This window comes from Clostridia bacterium (assembly GCA_016887505.1).
Lineage (GTDB): Bacteria > Bacillota > TC1 > TC1 > UBA5767 > UBA5767.
On sequence record CP069393.1, the window covers coordinates 1,650,902 to 1,664,850 of the forward strand.

Annotated in this window: 16 protein-coding genes; all 16 read left to right on the forward strand. The window is 50.1% G+C overall.

The window, feature by feature from the left end:
• Positions 1-55 precede the first annotated feature (55 nt).
• The 16 genes from JR334_07830 (at position 56) to JR334_07905 (ending at position 13,795) form a co-directional block, all read left to right on the forward strand.
• On the forward strand, positions 56-376 hold the full coding sequence (locus JR334_07830) for a DNA ligase (protein ID QRN86893.1): 321 nt from the start codon (positions 56-58) through the stop codon (positions 374-376).
• Complete coding sequence (locus JR334_07835) at positions 369-1,511, forward strand: DUF2800 domain-containing protein (protein ID QRN84881.1); 1,143 nt, start codon at positions 369-371, stop codon at positions 1,509-1,511. Before JR334_07830 ends, JR334_07835 begins: the two co-directional genes overlap by 8 nt.
• Positions 1,504-2,091, forward strand: a complete 588-nt coding sequence (locus JR334_07840; GenBank protein ID QRN84882.1) for a DUF2815 family protein — start codon at positions 1,504-1,506, stop codon at positions 2,089-2,091. The genes JR334_07835 and JR334_07840 overlap by 8 nt, the downstream gene beginning before the upstream one ends.
• A gap of 65 nt (positions 2,092-2,156) precedes the next feature.
• Complete coding sequence (locus JR334_07845; protein ID QRN84883.1) at positions 2,157-4,151, forward strand: DNA polymerase; 1,995 nt, start codon at positions 2,157-2,159, stop codon at positions 4,149-4,151.
• Between the two features lie 86 nt (positions 4,152-4,237).
• Positions 4,238-5,017 carry a phage antirepressor KilAC domain-containing protein gene (locus JR334_07850; GenBank protein QRN84884.1) on the forward strand — a complete coding sequence of 260 codons (780 nt, stop codon included), beginning with the start codon at positions 4,238-4,240 and terminating at the stop codon, positions 5,015-5,017.
• Entirely contained in the window at positions 5,007-5,297 is a 291-nt protein-coding gene (locus JR334_07855) for a hypothetical protein (protein ID QRN84885.1), read from the forward strand. The genes JR334_07850 and JR334_07855 overlap by 11 nt, the downstream gene beginning before the upstream one ends.
• On the forward strand, positions 5,281-5,703 hold the full coding sequence (locus tag JR334_07860; GenBank protein ID QRN84886.1) for a DUF4406 domain-containing protein: 423 nt from the start codon (positions 5,281-5,283) through the stop codon (positions 5,701-5,703). The genes JR334_07855 and JR334_07860 overlap by 17 nt, the downstream gene beginning before the upstream one ends.
• Positions 5,693-8,017 (forward strand): hypothetical protein, encoded by a 2,325-nt coding sequence (locus JR334_07865; protein QRN84887.1) that lies wholly within the window; start codon positions 5,693-5,695, stop codon positions 8,015-8,017. The genes JR334_07860 and JR334_07865 overlap by 11 nt, the downstream gene beginning before the upstream one ends.
• Before the next feature lie 226 nt (positions 8,018-8,243).
• Positions 8,244-8,585: a VRR-NUC domain-containing protein gene (locus tag JR334_07870; GenBank protein QRN84888.1), complete on the forward strand. Its 342-nt coding sequence runs from the start codon at positions 8,244-8,246 to the stop codon at positions 8,583-8,585.
• Between the two features lie 71 nt (positions 8,586-8,656).
• Positions 8,657-9,115: an HNH endonuclease gene (locus JR334_07875; protein QRN84889.1), complete on the forward strand. Its 459-nt coding sequence runs from the start codon at positions 8,657-8,659 to the stop codon at positions 9,113-9,115.
• Positions 9,090-10,460 (forward strand): DEAD/DEAH box helicase, encoded by a 1,371-nt coding sequence (locus JR334_07880; GenBank protein ID QRN84890.1) that lies wholly within the window; start codon positions 9,090-9,092, stop codon positions 10,458-10,460. The genes JR334_07875 and JR334_07880 overlap by 26 nt, the downstream gene beginning before the upstream one ends.
• 57 nt (positions 10,461-10,517) lie before the next feature.
• The gene (locus tag JR334_07885) at positions 10,518-10,949 is read left to right on the forward strand and encodes a DUF1492 domain-containing protein (GenBank protein QRN84891.1); all 432 of its coding nucleotides are present in this window, start codon (positions 10,518-10,520) and stop codon (positions 10,947-10,949) included.
• A gap of 118 nt (positions 10,950-11,067) precedes the next feature.
• Positions 11,068-11,418, forward strand: a complete 351-nt coding sequence (locus tag JR334_07890) for an HNH endonuclease (GenBank protein QRN84892.1) — start codon at positions 11,068-11,070, stop codon at positions 11,416-11,418.
• A 54-nt stretch (positions 11,419-11,472) separates the two neighbouring features.
• Positions 11,473-12,054, forward strand: coding sequence for a hypothetical protein (locus tag JR334_07895; protein QRN84893.1), 582 nt, complete (start codon positions 11,473-11,475; stop codon positions 12,052-12,054).
• Between the two features lie 149 nt (positions 12,055-12,203).
• Positions 12,204-12,545, forward strand: coding sequence for an HNH endonuclease (locus tag JR334_07900; protein ID QRN86894.1), 342 nt, complete (start codon positions 12,204-12,206; stop codon positions 12,543-12,545).
• On the forward strand, positions 12,542-13,795 hold the full coding sequence (locus JR334_07905) for a site-specific DNA-methyltransferase (protein ID QRN84894.1): 1,254 nt from the start codon (positions 12,542-12,544) through the stop codon (positions 13,793-13,795). The genes JR334_07900 and JR334_07905 overlap by 4 nt, the downstream gene beginning before the upstream one ends.
• Positions 13,796-13,949 lie beyond the last annotated feature (154 nt).

A 13,949-nucleotide genomic window follows, 5' to 3' on the forward strand; every position in this document is an offset into this window, starting at 1 on the left:
AAGCTGCTCGCACTTCAAAAGCAGAAAGAATCCACCAGGGAAGGAGGTGCACCAGATGAGCAAGATGGGCGAACTCGACCTCTGTGTTAGCGAACTTCGTAGTGTTGCACAGTCCCTGAACACCGTAGCTGATAGTTTGACTTCTCTTTTCAGCGGCAGCCAACCCAGAACGTCGGTACAGCCAGAATCAAAGCCAACTTCAAAACCTCTAACGCTGGAAGATGTTAGAGCAGTACTTGCGGAAAAATCTCGCAATGGTCATACCGCCAAGGTTCGGGAACTGCTCGAAAAGCATGGCGCTGCGAAGCTATCAGAAATCGACCCCCAAAAGTACGCTGCCCTGCTCGCAGAAGCGGAGGTACTGGGCAATGGGTAAACATGCACTTCTCTCTGCTTCTTCAAGCCACCGATGGTTGAACTGCCCTCCCTCGGCCCGGCTTGGAGAGCAGTACGAAGATAACGGCAGCAGTTATGCCGCTGAAGGCACGGAGGCACACACCCTTTGTGAGTACAAGTTGAAAACGGCTCTCGGCATCCGCACCAAAGACCCAACCATCAGCCTGACCTACTACTCCGAGGAGATGGAACAATGCGCCAACGGATATGCCGCCTACATCATGGAACTGGTGGAAACGGCAAAGCAAAATTGCGCCGACCCTGTGGTGCTGATTGAGCAGCGTCTCGACTTTTCTAAGTATGTCGAGGGTGGCTTTGGCACCGGCGACTGCGTGATCATCGCTGACGGCACGCTCCACATCGTGGATTACAAGCACGGACAAGGTGTACTGATCGAATCTGACGACAACCCGCAAATGAAACTATACGCCTTGGGTGCTCTGGAGTTGTTTGACGGAATCTATGACATCGACACAGTCAGCATGACCATTTACCAGCCAAGGAGGGATAACATCAGCACCCACACAGTTTTCAAGGAATCACTTTATCAGTGGGCAGCAGAAACCTTAAAACCTATCGCAGAACTTGCCTACGACGGTGAGGGCGAATTCCGGTGTGGCGATTGGTGCCAGTTCTGCAAGGCGAAGCATGACTGCCGCAAACGGGCAGAGCAAAACCTTGAACTCGCAAAATACGAATTCAAGTTGCCTCCCCTTTTGGAAGATGATGAAATCGAATCCATTCTTGGCAAGATAGACGATCTTGTTTCGTGGGCTTCTGACATCAAGGACTATGCTCTTCAAAGTGCACTCAGCGGCAAGCACTGGACAGGTTGGAAACTGGTTGAAGGTCGTTCTAACCGCAGGTACACAAATGATGAGGCAGTCGCTGATGCCGTCAGCGCGGCAGGCTACGACCCATATGAACACAAGGTGATGGGCATCACCGCAATGGAAAAGGCTCTCGGCAAGGTAAAGTTCTCCGAACTGCTCGGCAGTCTGGTCGAGAAGCCACAAGGCAAACCAACGCTCGTACCGGAGGGCGACAAACGTCCGGCAATCCATACAGCAAAACACGATTTTAATGATTATGAGGAGGAAAATTCCAATGGCTAACACGACAAACAATGTAAACACACAGACTCAAAACCCTATGAAGGTCATCACAGGACCCGATACCCGCTGGTCTTACGCTAATGTGTGGGAAGCGAAATCCATCAACGGCGGCACGCCGAAGTTTTCGGTATCACTCATTATCCCCAAGTCCGATACCAAAACCATCGCTAAAATCAAGACAGCGATTGAAGCGGCTTACCGCGAAGGTGAGGCGAAACTAAAAGGCAACGGCAAAACCGTACCGCCCCTTGCCGCCCTCAAGACCCCGCTCCGTGATGGCGACACCGAAAGACCCGATGATCCCGCTTACAACAATGCCTATTTTATCAACGCCAACAGTGCGACCGCACCAGGCGTGGTTGATGCAGACCGTCAGGAAATTATAAACCGCTCGGAAATTTACAGCGGTGTATATGGCAGAGCGAGCATCAATTTCTACGCTTTCAACAGTAACGGCAATAAAGGTATTGCCTGTGGCCTGAACAACCTGCAGAAAATTCGCGACGGCGAACCCCTCGGCGGTAAATCCCGTGCAGAGGATGATTTTGCCACCTACGACGACGAGGATTTCCTCGGATAAATACATTACACCAACTACGGAGGGCGGCAGGGCAACTTGCCGCCTTTTTCGATTATGGAGGTCTTATGAAAACATTATCCATAGATATTGAAACCTATAGCGGCTACGACCTTTCCAAAAGCGGTGTGTACAAGTACGCCGAGTCGCCCGACTTCGATATTCTCCTGTTCGCTTATTCCGTAGATGGCGACGATGTTCAGGTCATCGACCTTGCGGCGGGCGAACATCTACCGCCGGAAATCCTCAACGCACTAACAGACGATAATGTTCAAAAATGGGCGTTCAACGCCAATTTTGAGAGGGTCTGTCTCTCTCGATACCTTTCGGATATGGACATCAGTCTTGACCCCTTCGCCGACAACCACCACTCTGCTGAAATCCTCGGCAAGGCGAAATACCTTAACCCCGCATCATGGCGTTGTGCAATGGTCTGGTCAGCATACATGGGGTTGCCCCTCTCCCTCGAAGGCGCGGGAGCGGTCTTGGGACTTGAGAAGCAGAAACTAACCAAGGGCAAGGATCTCATCAGATATTTCTGCTCACCCTGTAAACCCACCGCCACAAACGGTCAGCGGATGCGTAACCGACCCGAACACGCCCCCGACAAATGGGAAGCGTTCAAAGCATACAATCGCCGTGACGTTGAGACGGAACTCTCTATCCAAGAGCGGCTTGCCAAGTTTCCCGTACCTGATACTGTATGGGAAGAATACGCCCATGATCAAGAGATTAACGATCGTGGCGTAGCTTTGGACATGGCGCTCGTCCGCAATGCCATCAAAGCGGATGCACGCTCCCGTACTGAGTTGACCCGTTTGATGAAAGAACTAACTGATCTGGATAATCCAAATTCAGTACAACAAATGAAACAGTGGCTCGCCGATAACGGTATGGAAACTGATTCCCTCGGAAAAAAAGTGGTAACGGAGCTGCTTAAGGATGCACCTGAGCCACTTGGAAAAGTCCTATCGCTCCGACAGCAATTAGCAAAATCCTCAATCAAGAAATATCAGACGATGGAAAACGCTATCTGCGCTGACGGTCGCGCCCGTGGAATGTTTCAGTTTTACGGCGCTAACAGAACCGGCAGATGGGCCGGGCGGCTCATTCAAATGCAAAACCTGCCGCAAAACCATCTGGCCGACCTTGAAGATGCACGATGGCTTGTTCATGATGGCGAGTTCGCCGCTTTGGAACTGCTCTATGACAACATTCCTGATGTTCTCTCCCAGTTGATTCGCACAGCCTTCGTACCGAAGGATGGCTACAAGCTAATTGTCGCTGACTTTTCGGCGATTGAAGCCCGCGTCATCGCTTGGCTTGCCGGAGAGCGGTGGCGAAACGATGTGTTTGCCACCCACGGCAAGATTTACGAAGCTTCAGCAAGCCAGATGTTCCATGTTCCGATTGAGGAAGTTACCAAGGGTAGCCCACTCCGACAAAAAGGAAAGATTGCCGAACTTGCCCTCGGCTACGGCGGCTCGGTCGGTGCACTCAAAGCGATGGGCGCCTTAGAGATGGGTTTATTTGAAGAAGAACTCCGTCCGCTCGTTTCAGCATGGCGGTCGGCGAACCCAAATATCGTGAGGTTTTGGTGGGATGTTGACCGTGCGGCTATGAAAGCAGTCAGGGACAGGACTGTAACCGAGACTCACGGCATTCGCTTTGGTTATCAAAGCGGGATGCTGTTTATCGTGCTTCCCTCAGGCAGACGGCTTTCCTACGTCAAGCCACGTATCGGAACAAACCAATTCGGCTCAGACTGTGTGACCTACGAAGGCGTCGGTGGCACAAAGAAATGGGAACGTATCGAAAGCTATGGTCCCAAGTTCGTGGAGAATATTGTGCAGGCGATCAGCCGGGATATTTTATCCTTCGCCATGCAGACGCTCCGTCATTGCTCCATCGTGATGCACATCCACGACGAAGTCGTTATCGAAACCGGTCCAGAGATGTCTGCCGAAATTTTATGTCAGCAAATGAGCCGGACGCCGCCTTGGGCTGAGGGACTTTTACTCATTGCCGATGGGTTCGATTGCTCATTTTATAAAAAAGATTAAATGCCGGTACGCAAAACAACCCCTCCTGTCTGTAGGCAGTAGAGGGGTTGTTGCCTCTCGAAAAATAACTTTTCAGGAGGTTCAATATGAACGGATTACAAGTGTTCTCATATGAAGGGAACGAAGTCAGGACTGTTAAAAAGGGTAGCGATATTCTCTGGGTGCTTAAGGATGTGTGCGGCATTCTCGGGATTGAGAAATATCGCGACGCAGCAGCACGATTAGACGACGATGAAAGGGAGCCGGTATTAGTGGACACCCTTGGTGGCCGACAGGAAATGATCGCAGTTACTGAAAGCGGGCTTTACAGCATTATTCTGTTATCCCGCAAGCCCGAAGCCAAAAAGTTCAAACGCTGGGTCACCCATGAAGTGCTTCCCACCATCCGCAAGCACGGCGCGTATGTCACTCCCGCCAAATTAGAAGAGTTGATGAATGATCCCGACTCATGGATTAAAGTTCTGACCGCCCTTAAGGAAGAGCGCGCTGCCAAGGAACGGCTACAACTGGAAGCCACCGAGAATAAACCAAAGGTTATCTTCGCCGATGCGGTATCTGTCTCCGAGGGCACCATTCTTATTGGTGAGTTGGCGAAAATCCTCAAAGGCAACGGTATCGAAATCGGCCAGAACCGTCTGTTTGAAAAACTTCGTCAGGACGGCTACCTCATCAAGCGCAAGGGATCGGATTATAACGCGCCAACCCAAAGGGCGATGGAGTTGGGGCTTTTCCGGGTCAAGGAAACCGCCATCACTCATTCAGACGGTCATGTCACCATCAGTAAAACAACCAAGGTTACAGGCAAGGGGCAGCAATATTTCATCAATCTGTTCCTTGGGAAAGGGGTAAACGAAAATGAATATTGAGAAAAAGCAAGCTATCAAGACGGCTCTGAAGAAGGTTGGGAAGGCAATATGGTCAGCGCTCCCGTGGGTATTGATGTGGATCGGGCTGACATGCTTCTTCTCACTCCTGTTTATCAGCGCGGATAAAAGTGCAGAACGGTCAAAACAGCTTGCTGCGCTTGAAGCTGAGAACGCTATGTACGAATCGGTAAACGCCCGCCTTGATGAAGAAATCGACTGGCTGCGTTCACTCGTTGAGCAGTATTACCAAGGGGAGGTGCCCGATGGACAAGTACAATAGCGAGGGTTATCCCGATCCGACCGCCTATGAAGCATTGACGGCGGTTGCCAAGTCAGAAGTTCCAGTGAAAACTTACCGTCCGCTTGTTTACATCGCTTCACCTTTCGCAGAAGACACAGAAAGAAACATGGAACGGGCACGAGGATATTGTCGCTTTGCTGTTTCCAAGGGATGCATCCCGGTTGCTCCCCACCTCCACTACCCGCAGTTCATGGATGATGATGACAGAGAGCAGCGCGAATTGGGAATGTTCTTTGCCCTGGTCCTGCTTGGCAAATGCGATGAGCTATGGGTTTTCGGCAAACATTCAGAGGGTATGTCCCGCGAGGTCGCTAAGGCAAAAAAGCGCGGTATACCTATTAAGTACTACAACCACAAATGTGAGGTGCTGGAATATGGAACTTAAAATCGCATATGGCGACAGCCGTCTTTCAAAACGGTGGATCAATAAAAAGACCACATTTGAAGGATTGTGCGAGCGGTTCAAAGTCACTCGCCGCACAACTGAAACTGTCGCAGAATACAAGAGATTCACCAAAGACCGTCGCGATGCCGCAAAAGATGTAGGTGGCTATGTTCTCGGGCATCTCAAGGGTGGCAGACGTAAAAAGGATACGGTAGAAAGCCGCTCGGGGATAACCCTTGATGCCGATCACGCCGGTAGTAATTTTATTGACACGGTGGAGATGCTGTTTCCTCACAAGTGCGTGATCTATTCTACCCACAGCCATACACCCGAAGAACCCCGGCTTCGCATGGTTATTCCACTTGCCCGCGAGGTTTCGCCGGACGAATACGCTGCTGTTTCCCGACTGGTAGCGGAAGTCATCGGCATGGACTTCTTTGATGACAGCACCTATGAACCGGAGCGTTTGATGTACTGGCCGTCCACACCTTCCGACGGTGAATACATTTTTAAAGAAATCGATGGCGATGTCCTCGATCCAGACGCATACCTCTCCAAGCTCTCCGATTGGCACGACTGCTCACTCTGGCCTACATCAAGCCGTCAGTCCGAAGTGATACAGCGCAGCATCAGGCAGCAGCAAGATCCGCTCGAAAAAGATGGCGTGGTCGGCGCTTTCTGCCGCGCTTATTCGATTGAAGATGTGATTGCAACATTTCTATCTGATGTATACGAGGCGTCGGCAATGAGCGGCCGTTATGACTATATCCCTGCCGATAGTTCGGCGGGTGTGGTGCTGTATGAAAGCAAATGGTCGTATTCCCATCACGCCACCGACCCCGCCTGTGGCAGGCTGTTAAACGCCTTTGACCTCGTCCGCATCCATAAGTTCACCGATCTTGACGAAAAGGCAGGCTTTAAGGCGATGAGCGCACTGGCAGTACAGGATGAAAATGTAAAACTACTGCTCGCCGAGGAGCGCATTGCCAAGGCAGAAAGCGACTTTGATGAAGATGCTGATTGGAAATCCCAGCTTCAGCGTGAGAAAAGCGGCATACTCTCCAATACCCTCGGCAACCTGCTCCTTATCCTGAACAACGACGAAACCTTAACGGGTATAAGGCATAATCGCCTCGCCAACCAGATATACGGTGACGAACTGCCCTGGGAACGTCCACATAAGCCTTGGCGGGATGTCGATACCGCCCAGCTTGTGGCTTTCGTCGATAAACGCTATGGTACGTTTTCGGCACGAAATTATGAACTTGCGCTGGCTAAGGTTGCCGACGACCGTGCTTATCATCCGATTCGGGAATACCTCGAAGGCTTGCCAGAATGGGACAGAGTTCCTCGAATCGACACACTGCTTATTGATTACCTCGGTGCAGAAGATTCACCTTATACCAGAGCCGTCACCCGTAAGACCCTCGTAGCGGCGGTGGCTCGGATTATTAGCCCCGGCACAAAGCACGACTCCATCCTTGTCCTCAACGGTAAGCAGGGTATTGGAAAATCCACACTCTTCTCCAAACTGGGGCAGCAATGGTATTCCGACAGCCTTTCTATATCTGATATGAAAGATAAAACTGCCCCGGAGAAGCTTCAGGGCTACTGGATTCTCGAACTCGGGGAACTTGCGGGCATTAAGAAAATGGATGTCGAGACAGTAAAATCGTTTATCACCCGCACAGATGATAAGTATCGTCCTTCGTACGGCCGGGCGGTTGAGAGCCACCCGCGCCAGTGCATTATCGTAGGTACGACCAACTCAGACGGCGGATTTCTGCGGGACATCACGGGCAACCGACGCTTCTGGCCTGTTTGGGTATCCGGCGAGAGTAAATACCGCGCTTGGGAGCTTGCGGACATAGATCAGATTTGGGCAGAAGCCCTCGTAAAATACCAAGGCGGCGAAGAATTGTTCTTAAAAGGCGATGTTGCTATGGCGGCGTTTGCCGAACAGCGCAACGCTATGGAAAACGACGAGCGCGAGGGCATGGTTGTAGATTACCTTGAAACCCTGCTACCTGAAAGCTGGGATGCAATGGACCTTTATCGCAGGATCGAATACATCCGTTCACCTGACGACCCCACAAGAGCGAGCGGAAGCGTCCGCAGGAATCAAGTCTGCGTGATGGAGATATGGTGTGAGTGCTTTGGAAAGTCCCGCGAGTCCATAAAGAAAGCTGATTCCTACGAAATCCAAGGTATCTTGAACCGTATCGGCGGCTGGTCTCTATTCGACGGAAATAAGACCGGCAAAAAATCCTTGCCCATCTATGGCATTCAGAGGGTGTTCGTCAGAACGGAATGAAGCATTTTTATTGCCTGTCTGCTCGTTTTGGGGCTTAGGCAACCAAGCTCGGCAAAGTCGCAAGCCCCTACTAAATCAGTGTTCTACGGTTGCTCTTTCCCTTATTGCCCATTTTATTCTATTAATTTATATAGGTAAGGATAAGGGTAATAGGCACACGGGAAACGCACGCGTAGTAATTATAGGAAAAATCGGGCAATCGGCAATTGAGAAATTGGAGGTTATCGTGAGAGAGAAAACCATAGAACAGAAACTCGTCCAAGCAGTCAAAGCAGTGGGCGGTATCGCACCTAAATTTACAAGTCCCGGTTTCGATGGAATGCCCGACCGCCTTATTCTCCTGCCACGTGGCAAAATCGCCTTTGTTGAAGTGAAGTGGCATGGGGAGAAACCTCGACCTTTGCAGGAAGCGCGGCATGGGCTGCTTCGGCGTTTGGGTTTTGCGGTCTACGTTCTGGACGAAGGAGCGCAAATCGGAGAAATCTTAGAGCAGATTGGAGGTGGTGCCGAATGCTTATCACTTGCGAAACATGCGGAAAACAATTTAACAGAAAGCCTTCACAAATAAAAGATCATAACTTCTGCAGCCGAAAGTGCTTAGGAACAGCTAATGGGATGCGGAGCCGTAAGAGCCATCAAATGACCTGCGATTATTGCGGGAAGGAATTTATTCAGAAAAATCGCCACGGTTCACGCAATAAGCAGTTCTATTGCAGTCGAGAATGCGGTTGGGCTGATAAAGTAAAAAAAATCGTAGTCATCTGCGAGTGGTGCGATCAGCCTTTTGAAAAGAAGCGTTCTGATGTAGCACGGTCGAGCCACAATCTGTGTGACCGTGGTTGCTATCAAGACTTCATCAATTTCGCACAAGCTGGCGCTGCCAATCAGTATGTAGCAGGTAAGGTCATATATCGCACACTTGCCGAAATAAAAATCGGCAGAGTGTTAACCAATGAAGAAGAAATCCATCATATAGACGGCAATCATGCTAACAACGCATTAGATAACCTTGCTGTAGTCTCACGGGCAGAGCATATGTCGATTCATGCTGCCGAGAAAAGGAGGGACGCAAATGGACGCTTCTCTGACAAAGGCTGAATTACATCCCTATCAAACTTTTAGCGTAGAGTTTATCTGCTCCCACTCTCAAACAGCTATCTTTCTTGACTGTGGCTTGGGCAAAACGGTAACTACTCTGACAGCCTTGGATGAACTGCTGTTTGACAGCTTCGAAATCGGAAAGATTCTTGTTATTTGCCCGCTTCGTGTTAGTGCAGTCTGGGTTGAAGAAATAAGTAAATGGGAGCATCTTTCCGATCTGCGGTTATCCGTTGCTGTCGGCACGGAGACGGAGCGCAAAGCGGCGCTTCAGGCTAAAGCAGATATTTACATCATCAACCGCGAAAACGTAGGGTGGCTGATCGAGGACAGCGGCATCCCTTTCGATTTCGACACCCTGGTGGTTGATGAACTATCCAGCTTCAAGAACCACCAGACAAAGCGGTTCAGGTCATTGATGAAGGTTCGCCCCAAGGTAGTACGCATCATCGGTCTGACAGGAACACCGAGTAGTAACGGTTTGATGGATTTATGGGCTGAGTACCGGCTTCTCGACATGGGTCAGCGGCTCGGACGGTTCATCGGGCAGTATCGCAGCACATACTTTACACCCGACAAAAGAAACGGTCAGGTCATATTCAGCTACAAGCCTCTGCCGTTTGCTGAAAAAGAAATATACGCCAAAATCGCCGACATTACCATATCCATGAAATCTACTGACCACTTGATCATGCCGGATCTGGTAACAGCTGGGTATCCTGTGAAGCTATCAGACAAAGAGCGTGAGCGATATGACGAACTGCGGCAGGACTTGGTATTAAAACTGGCTGGTGGCGATGTCACTGCCGCCAATGCCGCCGCCCTATCAGGAAAGCTCTGCCAAATGGCGAACGGTGCGGTCTATGGCGACGACGGCACAGTCCACTACATCCATGACCGCAAACTGGATGCCCTTGAGGATTTAATCGAAGCCGCCAACGGCAAGCCCGTTCTCGTGGCCTACTGGTTCAAGCACGATTTGGAGCGAATATCAGCAAGGCTGAAAGATCGGCATATATCATTTGCAAAATTGGATACATCGGATAGTATCGCAAGCTGGAACGAGGGCAAATGGCCTGTCGCCTTAATCCACCCCGCTTCTGCCGGACACGGATTGAATCTCCAGTCGGGCGGCTCCACGATTATCTGGTTCGGGCTGACGTGGAGTTTGGAGCTCTACCAGCAGGCTAACGCCCGTCTGTGGCGGCAGGGTCAAACCGCCGAAACGGTGGTTCTCCACCACATTATCGCCAATGACACCATTGACGAACGGGTAATGAAAGCCCTGTCCGCCAAGGACAAAACACAAACCGCCTTAATTGATGCGGTAAAAGCAAATCTATGACAATCTATGGAGTCAAAAGCTGCCAATCCGAGTGGACTAAATTATCGGAGGTAGCCTATGAACAAACCAAAACTATCGGCAAAGGATTATTTGTCCCAAGCCTATCGCATAGACCAGCGTATCAATAGCAAGATTGAGCAGGTGCAATCATTGCGAGAACTCGCCGGAAAAGCAAGTGCCACTCTGTCCGATGTGCCGCCAAGCAAGGGAAACCGCAATGTTCACCGCATGGAAGATGTTATCGCCAAGATGGTAGACCTGGAGTCTGAAATCAACGCTGACCTGACTCGCCTGATAAATCTGAAGCATGAAATCGTCACGGTGATTAAGTGCGTGGAAAGCCCCGAACTCCAGACGCTTCTGGAATTAAGGTATTTGTGTTTCAAGACATGGGAACAGATAGCGGTCGAGTTGCATTTTGACCTTCGCTGGGTTTACCGGCTTCATGGCCGGGCTTTGGACGAGATCGATGCCATACGCCACTGTTGACCACTATAATTCCACTTAGAAGCCTGTTATTATTAAAATGGCAAAATTAAATGCACACACGAGCCTCGCGGGAGCAATCCCACGGGGCTTTTCTTATGCGCAGAACAGGAGGTGCAACGTGCCATATAAAGCAAAGAAACCCTGCGCCTACCCCGGCTGCGCCAAGCTGGCCACGGGTAGGTACTGTGAGGAACATCAGAAACAGGAAGCCAAACGATATAACAGATACGACCGCGACCCCGACAGCAATAAACGCTACGGCAGAACGTGGAAACAAATCCGTGCAGCGTTCCTGTCGGCCAACCCGCTATGTGTGATGTGTAAACGTGACGGACGGCTCACTCCCGCCACCCTTGCACACCACAAGGTCAAGCTGACCGACGGCGGCACAAACGACTGGGAGAATATGATGGCGCTTTGTCAGGAATGCCACTCAAGACTTCACGCTGGGCAAGGCGACTACTTTTAAGTTCAGACCGAGGGGCGGTCTCAATCCCTGTGACTTCTAAGGTGGACAGCGCGCTTGGCCTGCCGTGCAAATTATTCAAAAATCAAAAATCAAAAAATCAAAACGGAAATCAAAATCAAAAACGAGGTGATGACAATGCCCAGCGGAGGCTATCGTCCGGGGGCAGGCCGTCCTCGGAAAAATCCAATCGATAAAAAGCTTGAAGGCAAAACTTCTGGCGCAAATGCTGCAACTCAGCCAAAACCAAAAAAGGTCAATTCCAAAAATGTGATGACGGACTACTTCTCCATTGCGATGAAGGAATGTGAAAAAGAAGTGCCGTCGGCAGAGGTGCTGCGAAATGAAATTGAGGAATATATCTCAGTTCGCGGCTGTGATGGTTATGTCGCGCCACAGACAATTACAGATTATGTGCTGAACAGACAGGGCTTCCTTGCCTGCGAAGCCATGAACCGTAAAATCGGACGAATGACCAAGGAACTGAAGCTCTCGCCCTACGTCACGGCAGGCGCTCAGTATTACAAGGCGATGCAAGGCGACTTTAACCTGATTATGCAAATCATCAATCGCCACAGCAACACGCAGGGCGAAGAAAAGAACGCCTTTCTCGAACTACTCACAAATAGGGGGTTTTAATTATGATACTAAAAACAAACAACGGCTACGCCTTTCAAATCGATAAAGCCGATTACCTGCGTATCGTTGAATATCACTGGTGGGTTGACAAGAAAGGCTATGTAAAGACAAAAGCAAAGGGCAGACAAATATACCTTGCCCGTCTAATAATGGATGCCGTTGATTGTGGTCGTGATGTCTTTGTCGACCACATATCGGGTGACAAACTCGATAACCGAAAAAGTAATCTTCGCGTTTGTTTGCCGGAAGAAAATATACGAAACCGAAAACTCAACTCGAACAATCGGACTGGCTACAAAGGGGTATCTTACATCGGTCGATTAGGCAAATACCGTGCAGATATCCGAGCGGGAAACGGCAAAAGCGTGTATTTGGGACTCTACACTACCTCAAAAGAAGCGGCTACGGTATATGACCGAGCCGCTGTTTTATTACATGGGGAATTTGCGAGAACCAATAATGACTTATACAAAGAGGCGGTGGCACTATGAAAATCACAAACAGATTTGAATTGGTTAGTGTTGATAGCCTTATTCCGTATTCACGTAACGCCCGCACTCACTCCAAGGAGCAGATTCTACAGCTACGCTCAAGTCTACGGGAATTCGGCTTTGTATCCCCTATCATCGTGGACAAAGAATTAAACATTATTGCAGGACACGGTCGTGTCCTCGCCGCCAAAGCCGAAGGTTTGACCGAAATCCCCTGCGTGTTTGTGGAGCATCTGACCGAAGCCCAGAAGCGGGCGTATATTCTTGCTGACAACAGACTGGCACTCAATGCCGGATGGGACGAGGAACTATTAGCTCTGGAATTTGCCGACCTCAAGGAACTCGGCTTCGACCTCGAAATTACGGGCTTTGACGCCGACGAGATTGAAAAACTCTTCGCCGACCCCGGCGGGGACGTAGCTGACGACGATTTCGACTTAACAGCCGCTCTTGAACAGGCGGCTTTTGTTTTACCCGGAGATGTTTGGACGCTGGGACGGCACCGACTCATTTGCGGCGATGCCACGGTATCGGAAACTGTCAAGAAGCTGATGGATGGTCGCAAAGCCAATCTTGTCCTGACCGATCCCCCTTACAACGTCAGCTTTGAATCTGTGAGCGGACTAAAAATCAAGAACGACAGCATGAAAGCAGAACAATTCTACATCTTTTTGCTGTCGGCATTTAAGAATCTTTACGAGAACCTCGCCGACGGCGGGGCTTTTTACTGCTTCCATTCAGATTCGGAGAAGGTAAATTTCTTCCGCGCTTGCGTGGACGCAGGGTTCCATTATTCCACGACTTGCATCTGGGTGAAAAATGCCCTCGTGCTTGGTCGGGGTGATTACCAGCAAATGCACGAGCCGGTGCTGTATGCCTTTAAGAATACCTCCAAACACAAGTGGTATTCCGACCGTAAGCAGACTACCATTTGGAACTTCGATAAACCAAAGAAAAACGCCGATCACCCGACAAGCAAACCCCTCGACCTGCTGGCATATCCTATTGCCAACAGCAGTCAGGCAAACGCCATCGTGCTGGACACTTTCGGCGGCTCCGGGTCGACGCTCATCGCCTGCGAGCAGCTTGACCGCACCTGCTACATGCTCGAATTGGACGAGAAATATGCTTCGGTCATTTTACGCAGGTATGCCGAGTACAAGCAAAACGGTGGCGAGGATATCACCTGTGAGCGTGACGGCAAGGTATTCCAATATGCCGACCTCGTGAAAGAGGTGGCTTTAATATAGTCAAAAGCGCTATGTGGCTCTTCCAAGTATGATTTTATTCTCAGCGGCATTGTGTCATACACACAATAACAAGGGGCTGTATTTCCTTGATATTCGGTGCATTTATTATCACATAAAAGCTTGCTAATAAAGGCGTTCAGAGTGATATATGTAG